At 38.8% G+C, this 21,754-nt stretch carries 22 protein-coding genes and 1 riboswitch; of the genes, 4 read left to right on the top strand and 18 right to left on the bottom strand.

Going from position 1 to position 21,754, the window contains the following annotated elements; all coding sequences use genetic code 11:
* Nucleotides 1-4: 4 nt before the first annotated feature.
* Together AAJG31_RS07695 and AAJG31_RS07700 are read right to left on the bottom strand one after the other, a co-directional pair.
* Entirely contained in the window at nt 5-325 is a 321-nt protein-coding gene (locus tag AAJG31_RS07695; RefSeq protein WP_054550573.1) for a monooxygenase, read from the bottom strand.
* A gap of 14 nt (nt 326-339) precedes the next feature.
* Nucleotides 340-1,263, bottom strand: coding sequence for a DsbA family protein (locus AAJG31_RS07700; RefSeq protein WP_279496426.1), 924 nt, complete (start codon nt 1,261-1,263; stop codon nt 340-342).
* 165 nt (nt 1,264-1,428) lie between these two features.
* Between AAJG31_RS07700 and AAJG31_RS07705 the strand changes: the two genes are divergently transcribed.
* Nucleotides 1,429-2,001, top strand: a complete 573-nt coding sequence (locus AAJG31_RS07705; protein ID WP_048391376.1) for a TetR/AcrR family transcriptional regulator — start codon at nt 1,429-1,431, stop codon at nt 1,999-2,001.
* 63 nt (nt 2,002-2,064) lie between these two features.
* Here the strand turns inward: AAJG31_RS07705 and AAJG31_RS07710 are convergent, their stop codons facing one another.
* The 5 genes from AAJG31_RS07710 to AAJG31_RS07730 all read right to left on the bottom strand — a co-directional run bounded on the left by AAJG31_RS07710 (nt 2,065) and on the right by AAJG31_RS07730 (nt 6,882).
* Nucleotides 2,065-2,826: an IucA/IucC family C-terminal-domain containing protein gene (locus AAJG31_RS07710; protein ID WP_048391377.1), complete on the bottom strand. Its 762-nt coding sequence runs from the start codon at nt 2,824-2,826 to the stop codon at nt 2,065-2,067.
* On the bottom strand, nt 2,823-3,692 hold the full coding sequence (locus AAJG31_RS07715) for an ABC transporter ATP-binding protein (RefSeq protein WP_279494285.1): 870 nt from the start codon (nt 3,690-3,692) through the stop codon (nt 2,823-2,825). The genes AAJG31_RS07710 and AAJG31_RS07715 overlap by 4 nt, the downstream gene beginning before the upstream one ends.
* 6 nt (nt 3,693-3,698) lie before the next feature.
* Nucleotides 3,699-4,739 carry an iron ABC transporter permease gene (locus AAJG31_RS07720; RefSeq protein ID WP_279494283.1) on the bottom strand — a complete coding sequence of 347 codons (1,041 nt, stop codon included), beginning with the start codon at nt 4,737-4,739 and terminating at the stop codon, nt 3,699-3,701.
* Nucleotides 4,732-5,748, bottom strand: a complete 1,017-nt coding sequence (locus AAJG31_RS07725) for an iron ABC transporter permease (RefSeq protein WP_279494282.1) — start codon at nt 5,746-5,748, stop codon at nt 4,732-4,734. The genes AAJG31_RS07720 and AAJG31_RS07725 overlap by 8 nt, the downstream gene beginning before the upstream one ends.
* A 123-nt stretch (nt 5,749-5,871) precedes the next feature.
* Nucleotides 5,872-6,882 (bottom strand): iron-siderophore ABC transporter substrate-binding protein, encoded by a 1,011-nt coding sequence (locus AAJG31_RS07730; RefSeq protein ID WP_279494281.1) that lies wholly within the window; start codon nt 6,880-6,882, stop codon nt 5,872-5,874.
* Nucleotides 6,883-7,370: 488 nt separating this feature from the next.
* Between AAJG31_RS07730 and AAJG31_RS07735 the strand changes: the two genes are divergently transcribed.
* The gene (locus AAJG31_RS07735; RefSeq protein ID WP_016991980.1) at nt 7,371-7,676 is read left to right on the top strand and encodes a CotD family spore coat protein; all 306 of its coding nucleotides are present in this window, start codon (nt 7,371-7,373) and stop codon (nt 7,674-7,676) included.
* Nucleotides 7,677-7,774: 98 nt separating this feature from the next.
* On the opposite strand, the gene glnA is transcribed toward AAJG31_RS07735, so the two are convergent.
* The 3 genes from glnA to AAJG31_RS07750 all read right to left on the bottom strand — a co-directional run bounded on the left by glnA (nt 7,775) and on the right by AAJG31_RS07750 (nt 10,950).
* Nucleotides 7,775-9,109, bottom strand: coding sequence for a type I glutamate--ammonia ligase (gene glnA / locus AAJG31_RS07740; protein WP_004225810.1), 1,335 nt, complete (start codon nt 9,107-9,109; stop codon nt 7,775-7,777).
* A gap of 55 nt (nt 9,110-9,164) precedes the next feature.
* Nucleotides 9,165-9,542, bottom strand: a complete 378-nt coding sequence (locus AAJG31_RS07745) for a MerR family transcriptional regulator (protein ID WP_004225812.1) — start codon at nt 9,540-9,542, stop codon at nt 9,165-9,167.
* Nucleotides 9,543-9,696: 154 nt separating this feature from the next.
* A complete protein-coding gene (locus AAJG31_RS07750) occupies nt 9,697-10,950 on the bottom strand; it encodes a methionine gamma-lyase family protein (protein WP_279494277.1) in 1,254 nt (417 codons plus the stop codon).
* Between the two features lie 341 nt (nt 10,951-11,291).
* Here AAJG31_RS07750 and AAJG31_RS07755 point away from each other — a divergent pair, with 341 nt between their 5' ends.
* A complete protein-coding gene (locus AAJG31_RS07755; RefSeq protein ID WP_004225816.1) occupies nt 11,292-11,897 on the top strand; it encodes a trimeric intracellular cation channel family protein in 606 nt (201 codons plus the stop codon).
* Nucleotides 11,898-11,991: 94 nt separating this feature from the next.
* On the opposite strand, the gene cobT is transcribed toward AAJG31_RS07755, so the two are convergent.
* A complete protein-coding gene (gene cobT, locus AAJG31_RS07760) occupies nt 11,992-13,047 on the bottom strand; it encodes a nicotinate-nucleotide--dimethylbenzimidazole phosphoribosyltransferase (protein WP_279494275.1) in 1,056 nt (351 codons plus the stop codon).
* A gap of 91 nt (nt 13,048-13,138) precedes the next feature.
* A riboswitch (cobalamin riboswitch) is annotated at nt 13,139-13,315 on the bottom strand.
* Between the two features lie 419 nt (nt 13,316-13,734).
* Here cobT and AAJG31_RS07765 point away from each other — a divergent pair.
* On the top strand, nt 13,735-14,130 hold the full coding sequence (locus AAJG31_RS07765) for a hypothetical protein (RefSeq protein ID WP_279494274.1): 396 nt from the start codon (nt 13,735-13,737) through the stop codon (nt 14,128-14,130).
* A 44-nt stretch (nt 14,131-14,174) separates the two neighbouring features.
* Here AAJG31_RS07765 and AAJG31_RS07770 read toward each other — a convergent pair whose 3' ends face one another.
* From AAJG31_RS07770 to mutL, 7 genes are all read right to left on the bottom strand, one after another.
* Entirely contained in the window at nt 14,175-14,477 is a 303-nt protein-coding gene (locus AAJG31_RS07770) for a rhodanese-like domain-containing protein (RefSeq protein WP_279494272.1), read from the bottom strand.
* 95 nt (nt 14,478-14,572) lie between these two features.
* Entirely contained in the window at nt 14,573-14,803 is a 231-nt protein-coding gene (hfq, locus tag AAJG31_RS07775) for an RNA chaperone Hfq (protein WP_004225825.1), read from the bottom strand.
* 97 nt (nt 14,804-14,900) lie between these two features.
* A complete protein-coding gene (miaA, locus tag AAJG31_RS07780) occupies nt 14,901-15,803 on the bottom strand; it encodes a tRNA (adenosine(37)-N6)-dimethylallyltransferase MiaA (RefSeq protein WP_279494270.1) in 903 nt (300 codons plus the stop codon).
* Nucleotides 15,790-16,707: an alpha/beta fold hydrolase gene (locus tag AAJG31_RS07785; RefSeq protein ID WP_279494269.1), complete on the bottom strand. Its 918-nt coding sequence runs from the start codon at nt 16,705-16,707 to the stop codon at nt 15,790-15,792. The genes miaA and AAJG31_RS07785 overlap by 14 nt, the downstream gene beginning before the upstream one ends.
* Nucleotides 16,708-16,710: 3 nt before the next feature.
* Nucleotides 16,711-18,357 carry a glycerol-3-phosphate dehydrogenase/oxidase gene (locus AAJG31_RS07790; protein ID WP_279494268.1) on the bottom strand — a complete coding sequence of 549 codons (1,647 nt, stop codon included), beginning with the start codon at nt 18,355-18,357 and terminating at the stop codon, nt 16,711-16,713.
* Nucleotides 18,358-18,375: 18 nt separating this feature from the next.
* Complete coding sequence (glpK, locus tag AAJG31_RS07795; RefSeq protein WP_279494267.1) at nt 18,376-19,869, bottom strand: glycerol kinase GlpK; 1,494 nt, start codon at nt 19,867-19,869, stop codon at nt 18,376-18,378.
* A gap of 18 nt (nt 19,870-19,887) precedes the next feature.
* Nucleotides 19,888-21,750 carry a DNA mismatch repair endonuclease MutL gene (gene mutL, locus AAJG31_RS07800; protein WP_279494266.1) on the bottom strand — a complete coding sequence of 621 codons (1,863 nt, stop codon included), beginning with the start codon at nt 21,748-21,750 and terminating at the stop codon, nt 19,888-19,890.
* Nucleotides 21,751-21,754 lie beyond the last annotated feature (4 nt).

Consider the following 21,754-nt stretch of genomic DNA (forward strand, 5'->3'; position numbering starts at 1 on the left):
TGCATCAATGATTTTTTAATTGTTTTATTGGACCTTTCGTAACTTCAGTCAGTTTTGAATTGATAGCAAAGATTTTTGCGTTAATAGTAGTGATTCCAAATTCAGCTAGCCTTTTTGAATGCATTGCTATATATTGTTCAGCTGTGCGTTTTGATTCAAATAGATAGATGCCGCCCGCTTCGTTTGTTTCAGGGCTCTCTGTCCAAATTTTCCACAAAAGTCCTTCCTCTTCATAAATACTTTTTGCTAAGTCAGAAAACGCTTCTGCCATCACATCACCAAATGGTCCATCCAATTTAAAATCTACCTGTAATACGTATGTCATTGCCATTCTCCTCATTATTTAGTAGTAATATAACATTCACCAAGTATTTCCTTCATTTCATATTGATCTGATGAAAGCTCTTTTTTCACATAAGATATAACCTCTGACTTTTCCAAATCATACATAACTTCAATTTCTTTCGAAAATAGAAGCTTTTCTTTTCCAAGCAAGCTTAAAAGAGATGGCAGTTGTTTTGGTTGCAGCTCTTCAAAATTGAGAACCTGTTTGAGTCCTTCCACATAGTTTACAAATGGACACCCACCAACAATTTTCAACCCTTTATTATCTTCATTCATTATAATAATAGTTGGAAATCCTCTTACGCCCAGATTTCTTGCAAGGTCAAAATCTTCATTTAATAACTGTTGCCCGCTTGTTTGTTCTGATTCGTTTACAATAGCCGCTCCATCAAGCCCCAGTCTATTTACAATTTCAATCATAACGGATGTATCTGCAATATTTTGATTAAATACGAATAGCGCTTCTCTTGCTCTGCGCAAATATTCAAATGCTATAGCATCATGCTGATTTTTTTGAATCACTTTAAAAACACGAGATGGTGGATAGGATGATTGCACTGGATTGTTCATCATCACTGTTCCATCTATTGGCATGCGATAATATTCTCCAACTTCTCTCCAGTGTCCTACAACGTCGGCAGGTCCAGATATTCCATTAGCAGGGTCTACTGGACCATCACCCCATTTTTCTAGTAATCCTCCCATAATCGTATGAAAGTTAAAATAGTGTCCGTACTGCTCGATAAAACGTCGAAGAACGGGTTCGAGTGCCCAACAATGAGAACATATTGGATCAGTTACATAGTATACTTCAATGGATTTCTTTGGTTGATTAAAATCAATTATCCCTAATTCCTCCTCGCCAGCTACTCCACATACACCTGTCTCTAAATCACAAACCATTGGATGATTCTTCAATTGACTATCCCCTTTTCTTACTTTCATTAAATATAAATATATAACTCTCTTATTTGCCTTACAGTTGTATTTTATTCATAATAAAATCATCAATAAACCAATAATCTATTTGAATTGTTGTTTATACAACACTTTGAAGAAATTGTTTAAAAAGGAGTGTAAGTAATGACCTCATCTAAGACAGATCTTCGTGTTATACGGACTCGTAAATTAATCATGGATTCTTTCATTACACTTTCTAGTAAAAAAGAGTTCAAGGATATAACGGTTAAGGATATTACGACAGAGGCTATGATTAATCGTGCGACTTTTTATTATCACTTTGAAGATATATATGATTTGTTAGAGAAGGTCCTATCAGAAGTATTATTAATTAATTTGAATGATGACTTTCTACAACATAACGAACTTAATGAAGGAGCTTTCATTATTCTCTTTAAAGCGATAACTAATTTTCAAAAGTCATTGTCTAATCGTTGTCATAGAGGCTATGAAGAGACAATTGCTCGCATTATTAGAGAGCAGCTTGAAATTATCTTTTACAAAATGTTATTGAAACAAAATGCAGCGACAGAGAACGAAGCGTTAAAAATGACTGCTGTAATATTAAGCTGGGGAATCTATGGCGCTTCTATAGAATGGAGAACTAGCAATCAGGAGATACAGCCCGAAGAATTTATCAAACCTGCAATTCCTTATTTAATGGCAGGTATTGATGGCAAAAATAAAAGTGAATAAACACCTATGAAATGCTATAAGTGTTTACTCACTTTTGGTGGTTTAGAGATTTTGTTGTTATGATTATCTTTTTATTTTTGGACAGGAGATACAATAATCATTTGCTTCATCAGAGGTATGATAATAGAAACAACATGTTTTTCTCAAGCGTACAGGTTGCTCCGATTCCATAATTGTCACTTTAGGACCACAATAGTCCGTCAAAGGATTTTTTCTCTCTCCAAAAATGGAGCCTGGTGCTAGGTTTACAATATAGTGATAATCCTCTTGTATACGAGCCTTTTCTTGCTCACTGGCTCCTTCCCCTATTTTCGTTTCATAGAGCCAATTCACATAAATAGCTGTGTTTTCCCATAAGATTGTTTTTGGAATTTTACTTATTTTCGCTAATGACTGCCAAACCTTCGCTAAATTATTCGCAAAGATTTCTCTAAGAACCTCATCACGCCATTTTTCACGGTCTTCAGTAGGTATTGACACTGTGCGATCGATTAGCCGAATAGTAGGAAGCCAAGGTTTTGAATATTCCGCTTCTACCCACATATTTTCAATTCTGCAATGTAGTCCTTTATCGTATCTGGACATAGCATAGAAGGCTGAAGCTATCGTTAAGACGCTATAGCGCTTCGCAAACAACGATGCCGTAACTAGGATAGAAGGCGATTGAAAGAAATGGGCAATTTTTTGCAAATAATCTAGAGCTTGTTCATTGTCCAATAAATTTTTGGCATATAAAGAGTATGTAGCATCTACTGCAGGCTCTATCGACAATCGATACTCTCTTAGTAACACGGATGTTTCTTCAGCTGACAGTGATAGGCTCAACAGATCCCTACCTCCTCTAATTCCACTGTTTGAACTGTTCGCCCCTTGCCATGTGGCACACATAAAGGTGTACCAAAGAGCGGATCTTTAATAATGGTACAATCCATACGAAAAACAGCCTGGACCATCTCTGCTGTCACCACTTCCTCTGGCTTGCCTTGGGCATAAACCTGTTTATTACGTACCGCCACAATATGATGGGCATAGCGACAGGCTAAGTTTAAATCGTGTAATACCATAACGACGGTACGCCCTTCCTTGTCATTTAAATCAAATAGTAAATCTAAAATTTCTACTTGGTGTGCCATATCTAAATAAGTTGTAGGTTCATCTAGTAAAATAAGATCTGTTTTTTGCGCTAATGTCATAGCAATCCATACACGTTGCCGCTGACCACCTGATAATGCATCTACTGGACGATCGGCAAATTCAGTCATCTGCGTTACTGCAAGCGCATTGTTTACAATTTTTTCATCCTCCGTAGACCATTGCTTTAACCAACTTTGGTGTGGATAACGACCTTGCTTAATCAATTGCTGAACAGTTAATCCTTCTGGTGCAACAGGGCCCTGCGGCAGAATAGCTAAACGTTTCGCTACCTCTTTCGTTGAAATGGCATCTAGTTTATTCTCATCTAAAAAAATTTCACCCGACTTCGCTTTTTGTAATCGTGCAAATGTCCGAAGTAGTGTAGATTTTCCACAACCGTTGGCCCCAACTAGTACTGTAATTTTTCCTTTTGGTATTTGAAGATTCAAATCCTCTAAAATAAGATTTTCTCCATAGCTTACATGTAAATTTTGTGCTTCTAAAACATTATTCAAAATCCTGTCACCTTCTTCTACAGCTTTTAACTTTTTTATCATGAAGCTTTATTGATTGCGCGTTCTAAATAATAAATAAATAAAGAATGGTGCGCCAATTGCAGCAGTAAATACGCCTGTAGGTAAGTCCTTTGGTAAAAAGGCTGTGCGTGCCACCATATCAGCCAGAATGACAATGATTCCACCTATAATAGCTGTCACAGGAATTAATCCTGCAAAGGAACGCCCAACAAGCATTCTGCTCATATGAGGAGCCACTAATCCAACAAAGGCAATGCCACCAGCAAAAGCTACTGCAGAACCAGCTAGCATTACACTAATGAGTAGAAAAAGTACACGATACACTTGTACTTTTACGCCTAGCCCTATCGCTATTTCATCGCCTAATTCCTTCACATTCACCGTTCTTGCTAAAATAAATGTTAGTGGCACTAAAATGACTAGCCATGGTAATAGCAAATAGACATCCTGCATATTAGCCCCATACAAACTACCCGTCAGCCATAAATAGGCCTTCGTTGTAGCGGCTACATTACTGATCACCAGCAGCATCGTCACAACCGCCTTTGCTAAGGCTGAGATACCAATTCCAATTAGCACCATTCGAATTGGTGTGACTCCTTTTCTCCATGACAGTAGATAAATGATGAAGGAGACAATACCAGCACCTACTATAGCAGCTAACGGTAAAAATTGAATGCTGACTGACCCCATAAAGTACACGATAAAAATAATTGCACCCATCGATGCTCCGCTCGTTACACCAATAATATCTGGGGCAGCAAGAGGATTACGGATAATTCCTTGTAAAATTAAACCGGCAACTCCCAGCGCAGCACCAACTAATAAGGCCATTAAGACACGCGGGAGCCTTAATGTATGTAAGACAAAATCATACTCTCCATTCCCATAGCCCAACAATTCTTTCACCACTGTTACTGGATGGATAAACTCGCTACCCGCTGATAAACCAAGAATCGTTATGATGACTAATAATAAGCTTAATAGTAATAGTATCCAACCCGTTCTTTTAGCAATTTGAAAAGATATACGATTAGATTTCGTTCGAACTGTCACATAATTAGGCATTTTTTGCTAACCCCTTTCGAGCAATATAAATGAAGAAAGGAGCTCCGATTAAGGCAGTCATAACACCAATCGGCATTTCCAATGGCATAATCACATATCTTGCCGCAATATCAGCCAACAATAGCAATATTGCTCCCAACACGGCACTGTAGGGAATAATCCAACGATAATCCGTGCCAACAAGATGGATCGCTATATGAGGGACAATCAAGCCAATAAAACCTATTGAACCTGCAACAGCTACTGAACTGCCTGCAAGTATGATAATAATTATGCCTAGCGTGATTTTCGTGAACATTGTTCGTTGTCCTAATCCTTTGGCAATATCATCTCCTGATTGTAAAATATTGATTGAACGCCCCATAAATATTGCCACCACTGTCACTCCTAAAATAAACGGTAGGACAGGCACGAGCATTTCAATACTACGCCCCGATACAGAACCTGCTAACCAAAACAGGACACTTTGTAAACCTTGTTCATCGATGACTAAAAGCCCCTGCGTAAACGAGACAAATAGAGCTGTAATCGCTGCACCAGCTAATACTATTTTTATCGGTGTTAACCCATCCCTTCCTAATGAGCCTAGGAAAAAAACCATCGCCCCCGCTGCACCTGCCCCTAAAAAGGCAATCCACATATAGCTCATTAAAGATTGAACGGAAAAAAGAGTAATGGCACTGACAATAAAAAATATAGCCCCTGCATTAATACCTAAAATATCAGGAGCTGCTAAAGGATTTCTTGTTAATGCTCGCATTAATGCGCCCGCAATGGCAAGGCTTGCGCCAACTACTGTAGCGATCACAGCTCTTGTAAATCTAGATGTTCGAATAATGACATGCTCCTTATTAGCAGCATCAAAATGAAAAATAGCATCATAGATTGACGAAAAAGGTATGGACGTTTGACCAATAGCTATGCTGATTATAAATGCCAGCAAAAGAATCAAACAGCTGATGAATAAACCTATTTGTTTCATCGGTGTACTGGAAAGAATAATTCTCATGTTATGCCAACTTTCTTGATCCACAATTTATCTTATGTAGGTTTCAATTTTGCTCAAACACTACAATGAGAGGGCTGTTATTCAAGTATTCTCTAACACTTTTAACAGCCCATCCTTCATTCACTATTTTTCTAATTCAAACTTGTCATAAATATCATCTAGCATTAAATTAGCACTAGTAATACCACCTGCTAGATTCCAATTGATTTCATCTACCTGATAAACTTGATTCGCTTTCACTGCGTCAAGCTCTTTCCAAAGTGGATGGTTTGTCCAATCTTCATAAGTTTTTTTCACGGTCTCATCATTTTCCATAAACATATAAATAACATCAGCATTCATTTGTGTAATACTTTCCTTGTCAGTTAGCTTCACAATTTCTAAAGAATCATCTGTTAAATTTTTAGGACCTTGGAATCCAAGCTCAGATAAAATAGAACCCGCATAACCTGTCACATAAATACGAGCATGGTCTGCTCTGAAGTTGACAACAGAAACATGGAATGGCCATTTATCGCCAAGCTTCTCTTTGATTTTTGTTTGGAAATCAGCTACTCGTGTATCCCAATCGCCAAGTAATTCATTCACCGTATCTTCTTGATTCATTGCTTGACCCATCATTTCAGCTGTTCCTTTGAAATCGAAAACCGTTTCATGAGCAACTGTTGGTGCAATCTGCGATAACTGATCATAAATTTCTTCATGACGTACTTTAGAAGCAATAATTAAATCTGGTTTAAGCTTTGCAATTTCTTCAAGGTTTGGTTGTGTTTCTTGTCCCACAATTGCAACGCCATCAAGCTCATTCTTCATATAATTATAAACAGGCGCTTCAGCCCAAGATTCTACTACCCCAACTGGCTTAATGCCCATAGCTACTGCAACATCTGTTGCGCCTTGATATAGAGTAACGATTTTTGTAGGTGTGCCTTCAATCGTTGTAGTACCCATTGCATGTGTAATCTCACGACTAGAAGATTCTGATTCAGTGTTACTTTCTTCTGCTTTGTCGTTCTCTTGTGAACTACTGGAGTTCGATGTCTTCTCCCCACACCCAACTAATAATAACGCGAAGGTTAATAGTAGTGTGAAAAGTACAAAAAAGTTCTTTTTTTGCAGTGATAATTTTGGCATACATTTCCTCCTAAGAAATAATCGACAACGATAATCATTATCAATTAAAGAGTATACTGTACGATTCTTTTATTGACAATAACTATTTTTTCAAAAAACATACTTTTTTAATAAAAATTTATTTTACATTATGACGCTAGGAAGAACGTTATTTGAAAAACCTATTCATCGTGTTGAAAAACAAGCAAGTGGATGGTTGTTAGACTCATTATCTTCACTTCGAAAATATGTGCTATTTTGTTCACTACTGTTAGAGTGAAAGAAGTTTTGCAGCATGATCGAGGCGTTTTCCGTTCCATCATCTTTTTCAACAATATGTCATGCTTTCATTTCACTCAAAGACGTAGGCAAATTGATTATAGATTTTCTACTATTTTAGTTACTTGTTAGATTTACCTATGCATTAATAGGCAAATAAATAGACCCTATCGACGTATATCTCATATCTTAATAATGAACTACAACTTATCAAAACAGGAGGTAATAACATGTTTCAACGAAGACGCCATCCGGCAAAAGGTCCACACTGCTGTCCGCCACAAATGATGCCAATGCAATATGATCCACCACAATTTTTACCACCAGAGCAATATGTACGCACAAATTATATCCATACGGTTGTTCCACACGTACAACCTGCACATGTTACAACAGTGAACAAACATATGATTGATCATCAGTACTATTTCCCATGCACAGAATCTGTCGTGAATGAATGCTGTGAAACACATACTATGTGTGGTATGCCACCTAACCCTTGCCATATGCCACACCATCATAAACATATGCGCTAATGATAAAATAACGATGGGGTTGTCAGATGACCCCATCGTTCCTAATATGCTCAGAAAAAAACCGAGTACCCTTTATCAGGCACTCGGTATCTTTATGATTAATACATTTTTAAATATTGATCGCGTTCCCACTGATGAACAGTTGTACGGTACATATCGAACTCGATTTCTTTTGCTTCTTTAAAGTTTGCATAAATATGCTCACCTAATGCTTCCTGTGCTACTTGATCTTTAGCAAGTAATGTTAGTGCATCATCAAGTGCTGCAGGTAGGTTTTCAATACCATTTGCTTGACGCTCTTCTTCCGACATCACATAGATGTTGCGGTTAATTGCAGCAGGTGGTGTTAGGCTTTGACGAATACCTTCAAGACCTGCTTCTAAAATAACAGCCATCGCTAAATATGGGTTTGCAGAAGGGTCTACAGAGCGTACTTCAACACGAGTTGAAAGGCCACGTGCAGATGGAATACGAATTAATGGTGAACGGTTTTGTGCAGACCATGCTACATAACATGGTGCTTCATAACCTGGTACTAGACGTTTATAAGAGTTAACTGTTGGGTTTGTTACAGCTGTGAAACCTTGTACGTGTGCAAGAACACCCGCCATGAATTGCATAGCTGTTTCAGAAAGACCTAATTCTGTAGATTCATCATAGAACGCATTTTCTTTGCCTTTAAATAGTGACACGTTAAAGTGCATACCAGAGCCTGCTTCACCAAATAATGGTTTTGGCATAAATGTAGCATGTAAGCCATGTTTACGAGCGATTGTTTTAACAACTAATTTGAATGTTTGGATGTTATCACACGCAGTAACAGCATCCGCATATTTAAAGTCGATTTCGTGTTGTCCTGGAGCTACCTCATGGTGTGATGCTTCAATTTCAAAGCCCATTTCTTCTAGCTCTAACACGATATCACGACGGCAATTTTCACCAAGATCTGTTGGCGCTAAATCGAAATAACCACCATGGTCATTTACTTCTAATGTTGGTTCGCCTTTTGCATCTAATTTGAATAAGAAGAATTCTGGCTCAGGCCCTAAATTGAAGCTTGAGAAGCCCATTTCTTCCATTTTTTTAAGAATACGTTTTAGGTTGTTACGTGGGTCACCAGCAAACGGTTCGCCTTTCGCAGTGTAAACATCACAGATAAAACGTGCTACTTTCCCTTTTTCAGAAGTCCAAGGGAATACTACGAAAGTATCAAGATCAGGATATAAATACATATCAGATTCTTCGATTCGAACGAAACCTTCAATAGATGAGCCATCAAACATCATTTTATTTTCAAGTGCTTTGTCTAATTGACTTACAGGAATCTCAACATTTTTGATAGTGCCAAGAATATCTGTAAATTGTAAACGAATAAAGCTTACGTTTTTTTCTTCGATGAGACGTTTAATGTCCTCTTTTGTGTATTTACCCACAGTTTTCCACACTCCTATAATTTGTCTAGCTTTTATGTTTACCCTACCCTATTTATTAATAGAATCGAGATAAATCCCCTCTTCGGATGGACGATTTTTGCATGCGCTGTGCTTGACGCATTTCTTCGCGCATAATTTGACGTAATTCTGAATCACTTAAATCTTGCTCATCAGTTGTTGCAACAGGATTTTTCTTTTTAGCAAATATTTTTTTAATCTTCGCCATATTCATACCCTGTTCTAAGTAGTCTTTAACCTCAAGCAATGTATCGACGTCATTCAGTGAAAACATACGTCGATTGCCTTCTGTTCGGTGCGGCTCAATTAAATGGTGTTCTTCATAATAACGAATTTGTCTTGCCGAAAGCTCTGTTAATTGCATCACGATACTCATCGATAATAACGGCATAGTTCGTCTAATTTCACGACTCATTTAAGTCCTCCTCCAATACCCGCTTATCATATAACGAAATTTTTTTACTGTCAACCAACCATGTAAGGTTATCTAACATGGTTGGCACTATTTTTTTCAATCTGATTAAAAATTGTAAAAAACTATTCATATTTAGGCTTTATCTATTGTCTTGTTATGCTTTTTGAATGGCTTGAACTGCACTGCAAATAGCAAATTTAACGTGTTCATATGTTAGTCCGCCCTGGATAAATGCTGTATATGGCGGTCGTATCGGGCCATCCGCTGTTAGCTCAATGCTGGACCCCTGAATAAATGTTCCAGCCGCCATAATGACATCATCTTCATAGCCTGGCATATAGGCTGGCTCAGGAGCATAATGGGCATTTATCGGTGAGTTCGCTTGTATTTCGCGACAAAAGTCAATCATTTGCTGAGCTGTTTGGAACGATACTGATTGAATTAAATCTGTACGCTTCGCGTGATAGCTCGGAGAAGTGCTCATGCCGATTTCCTCAAGCATTGCAGCTGTAAATATCGCCCCTTTTAGTGCTTGCGATACAACATGTGGTGCCAGGAAAAATCCTTGATAAAAATCACCTAGTGTATTTAATGTGGCCCCCGCTTCGGCTCCAATACCTGGAGATGTCATACGATAGGCACATTTCTCCACTAAATCTGCTCGGCCAGCAATATAGCCACCAATTTTAGCCAAGCCTCCACCTGGATTTTTAATGAGCGATCCTGCCATTAAGTCAGCACCGACCTCTGTAGGTTCCTGCGCCTCTACAAACTCGCCATAGCAGTTATCTACAAATATAATAGCTTTCGGAGCTATTTTACGTACCTTTACACACATTTCTACAATTTCTTCAATTGTAAAGGATGGACGTGTTGCATAGCCTTTTGAACGCTGAATCGCAATCATTTTGGTTTGTGCTGTAATGGCCGCTTCTACACCTGCCCAATCAATGACCTGATTATCTAGTAAATCCACATGTCGATAACCGATTTTATAATCTTTCAGTGAACCTGTATCTTTATCACCACCATCGACAATGGATTGCAATGTATCATATGGCTGACCAGAAATATAAAGCAGCTCATCACCAGGACGCAAAACACCGAATAGACTAAGCGTGATTGCATGTGTCCCTGAAATAATTTGTGGTCGGACTATGGCTGCCTCTGCACCAAATACTTCCGCATAAACACGCTCTAGATTATCCCGTCCCTCATCATCATAGCCATAGCCGTTTGATGGATGTAAATGATAATCACTTACTTGATGCTTTCTGAAAGCTGCTAGCACCTTCTGCTGATTGTAGAACGCCATTTCTTCTACCTTGGCATGATAAGGCCGAACTTGCTCCTCTACTTTTGCCGCTAATGACAGCGTTTCTGTTGATAAATTTGATGTAAACGTCATTCTTTCTTCTCCATTTCACAATGTCTCGCATTTCAATCAGGAAGATTTATTGACTATCTAAATTGACTTCAATCACTCTAGAATTCCCTAACCAACTACTGGTATATGAACGCTTTTGACGAATGTTTTTCTTTATTTTAATCACATTTTATCAATTTGTATGTGCACCTGTAAAACTTGCCTATTGTTTCTAAGGGGATTTTACGCTAAGCTAATGTGCGGACTTATTTCAAGAAGCGTATTTAATGACCGATTTTGGCTATTAAATTCATAGATTCTGTTACGTAAAAAGTCTTTTAACTTTTAATAAAGTTTATTTATTGATAGAAGGGGTGAAAGGGATGGCTTGGGAGGTTTTTAGTATTATAGGAACAATTGCCTTTGCTATTTCTGGGGCAATTATTGCCATGGAAGAAGAATACGATTTATTCGGTGTATATATACTTGGTATTGTGACTGCTTTTGGTGGAGGAGCTATTCGAAATTTACTCATTGGACTACCTGTCACAACGCTTTGGGGACAGGATATGATGTTTCAAATAGCGCTTGCTGCGATTACGATATTCTTTATTTTTCCGCATCATCTGATTCAACATTGGCATCGTTGGGGTAACTTCACAGATGCGATTGGCTTATCAGCATTCGCTATTCAAGGCGCACTCTATGCTGTCAAGCTTGATATGCCAGTGAGCGCAGTCATTGTAGCTGCTGTTTTGACAGGTTCAGGTGGTGGTATTGTACGAGATTTATTAGCTAGAAGAAAACCATTAGTTCTCCGTGATGAAGTTTATGGTGTTTGGGCAGCTCTTGCTGGACTGCTAATCGGATTCGAGGTTTTTACAGGGGACATATTCCTTTATATTTTATTCGCAGTGATTACAGCTTTACGTATTCTTTCCTATATGATGAAGTGGCGCTTGCCATTACGAAAGTTAAATCGTGCATAACCATTCAGCCAATGACCAAAAATTAAGTCATTGGCTGTTTTATTGTTTAAGCTAATGTTTCATTCCTTATTTGATTAAAAAAGAGACATTTAACTTACCTTTTTAACAACTGCATTGATTCTTCTAAAGTCACCATGTTTTTCATCATCGAGCAAGCTGCATCTAAAAGAGGAAAGGCTAAGGCTGCTCCAGAACCTTCGCCTAAACGCATATTCATATGCAACATCGGTTCAATGCCCAGTAAGGCAGCGGCAATTTTTGCCCCTGGTTCCTCTGAAGCATGGGAAGGAATGATATAATCGATTACTTTTGGTTCGAGCTTATAAGCAATGAGGGCGGCTATAGTCGAAATAAATCCATCAATGACAACGGGTTTACGATGGGCAGCAGCGCCAAGAATAATACCTGTCATCGCCCCTATCTCTAACCCTCCAACCTTAGCCAGAACATCAATAACATCACTTGGATTAGGCTTATTTAAGGTAATTGCTTTTTCAATAACTGCCGCTTTATAGGCAATGCCTCCTTGGCCTACTCCTGCACCAAACCCCGTTACTTCGATAGGGTTGCATCCCGTCAAAACAGCTAATATCGCAGCACTTGGTGTTGTATTGCCGATGCCCATTTCTCCAGTCCCAAGTACATCAGCACCTTTTATGATTTCCTCAGTGGCCACACGGATTCCTACTTCTATCGATTGAATGGCTTCTTGTTTGGCCATAGCTGGACCGTGTGCCATGTTATCGGTACCGTATTTAATTTTATGAATAATGACACCTGCATCAAGTGAAATATCTTCTTTTACTCCCACATCTACTGTGACCACCTTTGCATTGGTAATCCCCGCAATCGCACAAACGCCTGTACCCCCCTTAGGAAAATTTAATGTTTGAAAGACCGTAACATCTTGTGGATTCGTGGTTACACCTTCCTCGCAAACACCATGATCTGCAGCACAGACAATCATCACCTTTTTGTCGACCGTCGGATATAATTGTCCTGTTATACCAGAGAGCTGTACGGCAATTGATTCTAGTTTACCCAAGCTACCCGGGGGCTTACAAAGCGCATCAATCCGCATTCTAGCTTGCTCCATACTTTTCATATCAACCCCTTGAATGTTTTGAATCGTGTCTTGTAATAATTGCATGATTATTTCTCCTCTCGTTCTCATTAAGACAAAATAAAAAGTCTGTAGTTTATTGTCATGACAAATAAACTACAGACTTTTCCATCATCTATATCTTCTAAAGCATGTAGGCAGGTCTCCTGGCTCAAGTTCAACACCTCATAGTACCTTCCCAGCTTTTCGCTAGTGGCATACACTATGAAACTCCCTTATACAGTGGCGGGTCCGCTAAAGCTTTTCACTTTATTCCCTATTCTCCCTAGTGGGCACCTATTGCTTTTATGTAATTATGTTAAATCTACTTTACAACTTTTTTAGTGTCAAGAGGAAAAAATTTTTTGAGTGTTAACTTAGTACATACTCCAATTCCCAATATAAGCTTATCAATAGCCTGTGAATCTTTCACTTGATTCCTAGTCTTCCTTAATTATTGCTTTTAAAGATTTCTCTATGCCTAACACTCAGCTTGTACAAGAACTAATTACTAAATCAATTGTCTTAACAAATAAACTACAGACTTTTCCATCATCTCTACCTTCCGTAGCATATGTTTTGCCAATTCACTGAGTAATGTTGAACATAAAAGTTGAAAACCTTAATAATCTGTTCAATGTAAACATAAATTATTTCTAAAAATTCAGTATTCAGTTGATTAAAATTAGGGTAAGTATCAAATAGTAAAACGATGAAAAGTTAGGAGTAGATACGATGAATGCAAAAGAATTAAGAAACGCTATTGCTGAAACCTGTGAAACGCACGATAGCCTCTATGCCAAACTCGTAAAACCGATCAATCAGTTATTAATCAATATCGACGCTTCGATCAGCGAAGAGACAGCAAATAAAATACTAGAAAATTTAAAATTATTTCATAGTGGTGATAAATACATTACGGAGTGTCATTTCGAGGAGAGTCAAAATTTCTTGAAAGATGGCATTGAGCTTCTCCAAAAAGGGGATTTGGCGAATGGAGCACTACAAATTTATGGAGCTGGTCTAAACTTTGCTAGTTATGCTTCAAAAGTGCAGGGACAAAAAAATGTTAATATCTACAAAAACTTTGAAGAGAATTTTAATTTTATCATGGACGCCGTGAAAAAATAATCATGAAAAAAGAAAGAGTATATGCTCTTTCTTTTTTTCATGATTTATTTAAATTCTAATTCTCCATCATAAGCCAGCATGCCGCCTTCAAGGTTTGTTACATCAAATCCTTGTGCCTCTAAGTAAGCACACGCATTGGCAGAACGAGCTCCAGCCTTACATACAATAATATATGGCTTTTCTACATCTAATTCCTCTAAACGTTCAGGGATAGTTCCGAGTGCAATATGTTTAGCACCTGGGATCATGCCATGTGCTACTTCATCCTCTTCACGAACATCGATAATATATAGGTCCTCATTTGCATCTAACAGATCTAATAATTGTGTTGTTTCCATTGTTTTCATAAACTTTGTCCTCCAAAATATCAAATTCCACTATCATTATAGCTTGTAGCAAAAAAAACAGCCAGTGTGAGAACACTAACTGTTTAACATACTTATTATACTTCTGTCTCTAAAAACTCTATTTGTTTTGCTGGTACGAATGTAGAAATGGCGTGCTTGTAGATTAGGTGCTGCTTATTTTCAGCATCAAGTAGTAATACTGTAAAATTATCATATGATTTCACAGTCCCTTTTAACTGAAATCCGTTTAACAGAAATACAGTTACAAAAACACTGTTTTTACGTAGTTGGTTCAAGAACGTATCTTGCAAATTGATTGATTTCATCAAATAGCCTCCCTACTAACTTTCTACCTCTTCATTCCTATAGTAGCATGTTCTACCAATTTATCAATTAGTAATTTTTAGAAATTCTTCTTTATTCTTATAATCGATCATCCGGCGTAATAAAATGGACATCCATTTTATTACGGAAATAAGTAAGCTGTCTTTTTGCATAGCGACGGGAATTTTGTGTTAAGCTATCAATGGCTTCCTCTAGGGTACATTTGCCATCTAAATAATCATATAATTCTTTATATCCGATGGCTTGTATAGACTGCACACCACGGATATTTTGCTGCCATAGTCCCTTCACCTCTTGCAGAAGACCATTTTCCATCATTAAATCAACACGACGATTAATACGGTCATATAGCACGTCACGGGACATGTTTTGACCTAACCCTAAAATAACATGATTGTAAAGGGGTACTTCCCCTCGATTTTGTGCTTCAGCTGCTTTTGATACACCGCTTAATTCCAGCATTTCTAATGCACGAATAACACGACGTGTATTGTTTGGATGGATTGTCTCCGCTGTTTGAGGGTCTAGTTGTTTTAGTTTGTCATGCATTGCCTCAGGGCCAAGCCTTGCTAATTCCTCATAGTAGGCTTTTCGTGCTTCTTCATCTACTTTTTCATCAGTAAATTGGAAATCATAGAGGACAGCTTGTACATATAAGCCAGAGCCTCCTACTATTATAGGTAATTTTTGACGAGCTTGTATTTCCGCGATCTTCGCACGTACTAATTTTTGATAATCTGCTACCGAAAAGGGTTCTGTAGGCTCTAAAAAGCTTAGTAAATGATGAGGAACGCCCTCCATCTCTTCTTCGGTAATTTTAGCTGTCCCAATATCGAGCCCTTTATAAACTTGCATGGAATCACCATTAATGACTTCACCGTGATATTTTTTTGCCAGTTCAATGCTTAATGCCGTTTTACCTGAGGCAGTCGGCCCCACTATTGCTACGACCTCTGCCTGCTGCAATTTAGTTTCTATCATATTTTTCTAACCACCGTAATAAAACTTGAAAGACCGCTTCTTGATTGTCTTCATTTAAAATTTCATGTCGTTTATCCTCGAATAAATAAACCGTTACATCCTCTACCCCCACCGCTGCTAATTGTTCAGCAACTTTGTAAACGCCTAGCCCCTGTTCACCAACTGGATCCTTACTGCCACTAATCAAGAGAATAGGAAGGTCTTTTCTTACTTTTGCTAATTCTTTTTTACGATTTAGTGTGGCAAAGCCAGTTGTCAAATCCACGAAAAATTGATTCGTTGGAATAAAGCCACAATAGGGATCATCGATATACTTTTGCACCTCTTGTTGTACTGAACATAACCAATCATAGGCAGTCTTCGGATTGGGAAATCGCTTATTAAAGCTACCAAAGCTCAATCGATTTAACAGCTTACTTTCAGTTTCTTTTCCTAGCCCCTTAGCTAAAGCCTTGGCTACTAGATTTCCTACAGCATGCAAGGCTGTCACATTTCCAGTGCCACAGAGAATAACATTGTCTACTTGCTCTCCATATAATTGAATATAGCGTCTAGTAATGAAAGAACCCATACTATGGCCAAAGAGAATAAATGGTACATTAGCGTATGGTGCGTGAAGTTGTGTAATCACTTCATGAGCATCTTTTACAACACGCTCAAAGCCGTTTTCTTCAGCAAAAAAGCCCAATGTCCCATTATATGCTGCCGTTTCACCATGCCCACGGTGATCGTGCATCGTCACAACATAGCCTGCTGTGTTGAGTGTTTTCGCAAATGTTAAATAGCGACCGCTGTGCTCTGCCATGCCATGCAAAATGTGAATATGTCCAATACATGGCGTTGAAGGCTCCAATGTTCGAGTGAAGACAAATTGTTCATCCGACATTTGAATATAACGCTCCATCCCTTACTCCCCTTCTTTCACAAAATTTGTTGCATCGTTAATGGCTTGCTCTAATTCAGCAATATACCTATTTTTTTGCTCCTCCGTATAATTCAAGCGTTGTTGCATCACCTGAATTACTTGCTGTTTATAAAGCTTTACTGCTTCAATATCGAAGTATAATAAACCAGTACGACGAATAAAGAAGTCGCTTGGTGTATAGACCATTTCAGCTTCAATGCCATACAGTAGCATAGCATGTAAGGCAAGAGGCATTGTACTACCATGTTCATGTAAAAATTTCACGCGATCAAATAAAGCATCTACATTCGTGCCATACTTTTGTACAAGCTGCTTGGCTTCATCATAATTTAAGCCATACTGTACGCCTTCTCGTGCTTTATAGGCAATATAGTCAGGGAAATTTATAGCGTTAATTCCCTTTGCACCGGAAAGTGCTAGCTCACGTGTTAAACAGGCACTTGCATGCTTGTAACGACGGGTCTTCACAATTTTATCGACAATCGTTTCAGCCATTTGGCGATAGCCCGTAAGCTTGCCACCAGCGATTGTCATTAAACCACTTGGCGCTGTCCAAATTTCATCTTTCCTTGAAATTTCTGATGGATCCTTGCCTTTTTCATAAATCAGTGGCCGTACGCCTGCCCAAGAGGATTCTATTGTGTCTCTTGTAATAGTAGCTGTTGGAAAGACCTTTTTTGCAGCCTCGATTAGATAATCCACATCTTGCTGTGTTGCCACTGGATGTACAGGATTACCTTCATAGACAGTATCCGTCGTCCCTACATAGGTTTTGCCATCTCGTGGAATGGCAAAGGCCATGCGACCATCAGCAATATCAAAATAAACAGCTTGCTTTAGTGGAAAATCCTTTTGTTTGATGACAATATGAACGCCCTTTGTTAGACGTAATTGCTTGTTATCTGCTACTTTATCTTTTTGTCGTACGTCATCAACCCATGGACCCGTTGCATTCACAATTTGGGCGGCATGGACATTGAGCATTTTCCCCGTCACATGATCCCTCACTTTAATGCCAACAAGCTTTTTCTTTTCATAAATAAATTCCGTCATTTCAGCATAGTTGAGGCAAAGCGCTCCATATTCAACAGCCTTTTTCAATACTTCAATTGTTAGACGGGCATCATCTGTACGGTATTCCACATAATAGCCACCGCCGACTAAGCCATCTTGATTGAGTAAAGGCTCTAATGCCAAGGTTTCCTGAGCATTTAACATCGTTCTACGTTCATGTTTTTTGACACCTGCCAAGCGGTCATAGACCTTTAATGCCATAGATGTTGTGAAGGGACCGAGTGAACCCTTTTTATATAAAGGTAATAGCATTTTTTCAGGCGTTGTGACATGTACAGCATTATCAAAGACAATTTCACGCTCTCGCCCTACCTCGGCTACAACTCCTACATCAAATTGCTTTAAATAACGCAGACCACCGTGAATCAATTTGGTTGAACGGCTCGACGTACCAGCTGAAAAATCCTGCATATCAATTAATGCGACAGAAAGGCCTCTTGATGCGGCATCTAATGCAATTCCTGCACCTGTAATACCACCCCCAATGACTAATACGTCAAAGCTATAGTGCTCTAGATAATATAAAATTTTTGGTCGCTGCTCAAATGAAAACATACCTTTCTCCCCCAATAGCTATGATTTAAAAATTCGTGTTGCCTCTACAGCCTTCTGCCATCCTGTGTACAGAGCTGTGGCTTGTTCTTCATCCATGTAAGGTTGATAGGTTTCCCCACTCACCCATAATGCAGATAAAGCCTCTTGGTTTGGCCAAAAGCTTGTCGCCAGCCCCGCTAAATAGGCTGCACCGAGTGCTGTTGACTCATTGAGTTTTGCTAGCTCTACTTGTAGCTGTAAAACATCACTTTGGAACTGCATTAAAAATTGATTTTTGACAGCTCCACCATCTACACGGAGTACTTCAATCGGAGTACCTGCTGCTTCTTCCATTGCGTCTAGTACATCTTTCGTTTGATAGGCTAATGATTCTAGTGTTGCTCGAATAAAATGTTCTTTTGATGTTCCACGTGTTAACCCAAAAATGGCGCCACGTGCATCTGTATCCCAGTAAGGTGTACCGAGTCCAACAAAGGCAGGGACAACATAGACCCCATCGGTATGATCTACTTTTCTAGCATAGGTTTCAGAATCCTCTGCAGTACGAATCATCCTTAGTCCATCTCGTAGCCATTGAATAGCTGATCCTGCTACAAATACACTACCTTCCAATGCATAGGTCACTGTCCCATCTATTCCCCACGCAATGGTTGTCAATAAACCATTTTCCGATGTCACTGCCTGCTCTCCTGTATTTAATAGCATAAAGCAGCCAGTGCCATACGTGTTTTTAGCCATTCCTTTGGTAAAACAAGTTTGTCCAAAAAGTGCGGCTTGCTGATCACCCGCAATCCCAGCTATCGGAATTTTTTCTCCAAAAAATATACTTGAAGCCGTTTCTGTATATATTTCTGATGAATTTCTCACTTCTGGAAGCATGGACATTGGGATAGCTAAAAGCTCGCAAAGTTCCTCATCCCACTTCAATTCATGAATATTATAGAGCATTGTTCGAGCTGCATTTGAGTAATCGGTCACATGAGCCGCTCCCTTTGATAATCGCCAAACAATCCATGAATCAATCGTCCCAAATAATAAATCGCCATTGTCTGCCTTTTCACGAGCGCCTTCAACATTATCTAAGATCCATTTAATTTTTGTCGCTGAAAAATAAGCATCTAAGCGAAGCCCTGTCTTTTGCTGAAAATGTTCTTCATGTCCTTGTTCTTTTAAGGCATTCACAATGTCCTGTGTTTGGCGTGATTGCCAGACAATCGCATTGTAAATCGGCTGACCTGTGTGTTTATCCCACACCACTGTTGTTTCGCGCTGATTGGTAATGCCGATCGCATGAACCTCACTTGCTTCATGGCCACTTTCGGTTAATACTGCCGCAATAACGGACAAGATAGAACCCCATATTTCATTGGCATTATGCTCTACCCAGCCAGCCTTTGGAAAAATTTGTTGAAATTCTTTTTGTGCTACATGAACAATTTGACCTTTTTTATCAAATAAAATGGCTCTTGAACTTGTCGTTCCTTGATCAATCGCTAAAATAAATTCACCCATCCATTTTCCCCCTCTCCCTTACATAACCCGTTTGAACATTTTTTCCACTTCATATGATGTAAAGTGAATAAGCACTGGACGTCCGTGTGGGCATGTAAATGGATTATCTGCATTGCGTAAATCTCGTAGCAATGTTTCCATTTGCTCTTTTGTTAAATAATGATTCGCTTTGATTGACTTTTTACAGCTCATCATAATCGAGGCTGCCTCACGTAGTTTTTTGATATCAGCCTTTTTAGTTGTCAGCACCTGTTCAATTAAATCCTCAATGATTTCCTGTTCCTCCCCTTGTGGGAACCAACTCGGATGCTCACGCACAACAAAAGATGACTGTCCAAATTCCTCTAAAAATACGCCTACCGCTTCTAATTCATGCCTGTGTTCTCGTAAGATCAGTGCTTCATCGGCTGCATAATGGAATGTTAGTGGTAACAATAATGCCTGACGTTCATGAGGATTAACTTGACCGACTTTTTCACGGAAGAATTCGTATTTAATGCGTTCCTGAGCAGCATGCTGATCAATTAAATAAAAACCATCCTCCATTTGCGCGACAATGTATGTGCCATGGATTTGACCCACTACTTCGAGCTCAGGAAAAGGTTCCTTCGTAGGCGTCTCTTCCAATATTTCCGACTGTGCAGCTATTGTTACTTCATCAAGTGTTTCAGCCTCTATTTGTGGTGTAGGCTGCCAACTTTCCTCTCGAACCGTAGAAATAGGCTTTGGCTCATCTATCTGTTCAAGATTGTTTTCTTGAATGGTTTGGACATCATATAATTTTTCTACGATGGCATTCATTTTCTCCACATCAATCTTCGGAGCAGGCTTCCAAATGTTTAATTGCTCAGTAGCTGGTTTAACTATTTTTTCTTTCTTTTCCATTTGTGGGACTCGAATAATGTTGCGTATTGTTTCACGAATGGTTTCCTCTATTAACTTCAAAAGCTCAGCCTCTTTACTTAAACGAATTTGATGTTTTGCAGGATGCACATTCACGTCTGTTAAGTAAGGATCACCCTCTATATAAAGAACAACTATTGGAAAGCGCTCGATAGGTAAATACGTATGGTAAGCATCCACAATAGCCTTTTGTACTAAATAATGCTTGACCCAACGACCATTAACAAATAGAGACATATAATTTTTAGAAGCACGTGTTACCTCTGGTAAGGATACAAAGCCAGAAATTCGATAATCATGTGACTCGCCTTGGAATGACACCATTTTCTTGGCATTATGTATACCATAAATAGCTGCAAGCACTTGTTGTACATCTCCTCGGCCATTTGTTTGCAGCAATTGTTGACCATTATGCAATAATCTGAATGCTATTTGTGGGTTACCAAGTGCGAGACGATTCATCAGGTCTATTGTATGCCCAAGTTCGGTTTGAATGGTTTTCATATATTTTAAACGGGCAGGTGTATTAAAGAATAGCTGGGAGACTGTTAAATCAGTCCCTTTACGTAACGGACCAGGTTTATGAGTGAGGATATGTCCACCTTCAAGTTCTAAATGTGTTCCAGATTCACCATTTGATGTAATCAATGTCATTTTAGAAACAGAGGCTATGGATGCTAACGCCTCACCACGGAAGCCAAGTGTTCGAATACGAAATAAATCATGTTCCTGATGAATTTTACTAGTAGCATGACGAGAGAATGACATTAGTGCATCCTCTTCATCCATACCGCTACCATTATCTATTACTTGAATAGAAGTGAGACCTGCTTCTAGTAAAAAAACATCAATGGACGAACTCCCAGCATCAATAGCATTTTCCACTAGCTCTTTGACAACAGAAGCTGGCCTTTCTACTACCTCTCCTGCTGCGATTTTATTGGATAGCCATTCGTCCATAATTTGTATGTTTCCCACTAAC

This window comes from Lysinibacillus sp. BS3 (assembly GCF_039614735.1).
In the GTDB taxonomy this organism is placed as follows: Bacteria; Bacillota; Bacilli; order Bacillales_A; family Planococcaceae; genus Lysinibacillus; species Lysinibacillus capsici.

Bases quoted from the DNA above. Each gene is read 5' to 3' on its own strand.
- AAJG31_RS07695 (WP_054550573.1), bottom strand. From the start codon at position 325: ATGACATACGTATTACAGGTAGATTTTAAATTGGATGGACCATTTGGT.
- AAJG31_RS07705 (WP_048391376.1), top strand. From the start codon at position 1,429: ATGACCTCATCTAAGACAGATCTTCGTGTTATACGGACTCGTAAATTA.
- AAJG31_RS07715 (WP_279494285.1), bottom strand. From the start codon at position 3,692: ATGATAAAAAAGTTAAAAGCTGTAGAAGAAGGTGACAGGATTTTGAAT.
- AAJG31_RS07720 (WP_279494283.1), bottom strand. From the start codon at position 4,739: ATGCCTAATTATGTGACAGTTCGAACGAAATCTAATCGTATATCTTTT.
- AAJG31_RS07725 (WP_279494282.1), bottom strand. From the start codon at position 5,748: ATGAGAATTATTCTTTCCAGTACACCGATGAAACAAATAGGTTTATTC.
- AAJG31_RS07730 (WP_279494281.1), bottom strand. From the start codon at position 6,882: ATGCCAAAATTATCACTGCAAAAAAAGAACTTTTTTGTACTTTTCACA.
- AAJG31_RS07735 (WP_016991980.1), top strand. From the start codon at position 7,371: ATGTTTCAACGAAGACGCCATCCGGCAAAAGGTCCACACTGCTGTCCG.
- AAJG31_RS07745 (WP_004225812.1), bottom strand. From the start codon at position 9,542: ATGAGTCGTGAAATTAGACGAACTATGCCGTTATTATCGATGAGTATC.
- AAJG31_RS07750 (WP_279494277.1), bottom strand. From the start codon at position 10,950: ATGACGTTTACATCAAATTTATCAACAGAAACGCTGTCATTAGCGGCA.
- AAJG31_RS07755 (WP_004225816.1), top strand. From the start codon at position 11,292: ATGGCTTGGGAGGTTTTTAGTATTATAGGAACAATTGCCTTTGCTATT.
- cobT (WP_279494275.1), bottom strand. From the start codon at position 13,047: ATGCAATTATTACAAGACACGATTCAAAACATTCAAGGGGTTGATATG.
- AAJG31_RS07765 (WP_279494274.1), top strand. From the start codon at position 13,735: ATGAATGCAAAAGAATTAAGAAACGCTATTGCTGAAACCTGTGAAACG.
- AAJG31_RS07770 (WP_279494272.1), bottom strand. From the start codon at position 14,477: ATGAAAACAATGGAAACAACACAATTATTAGATCTGTTAGATGCAAAT.
- hfq (WP_004225825.1), bottom strand. From the start codon at position 14,803: ATGAAATCAATCAATTTGCAAGATACGTTCTTGAACCAACTACGTAAA.
- miaA (WP_279494270.1), bottom strand. From the start codon at position 15,803: ATGATAGAAACTAAATTGCAGCAGGCAGAGGTCGTAGCAATAGTGGGG.
- AAJG31_RS07785 (WP_279494269.1), bottom strand. From the start codon at position 16,707: ATGGAGCGTTATATTCAAATGTCGGATGAACAATTTGTCTTCACTCGA.
- AAJG31_RS07790 (WP_279494268.1), bottom strand. From the start codon at position 18,357: ATGTTTTCATTTGAGCAGCGACCAAAAATTTTATATTATCTAGAGCAC.
- glpK (WP_279494267.1), bottom strand. From the start codon at position 19,869: ATGGGTGAATTTATTTTAGCGATTGATCAAGGAACGACAAGTTCAAGA.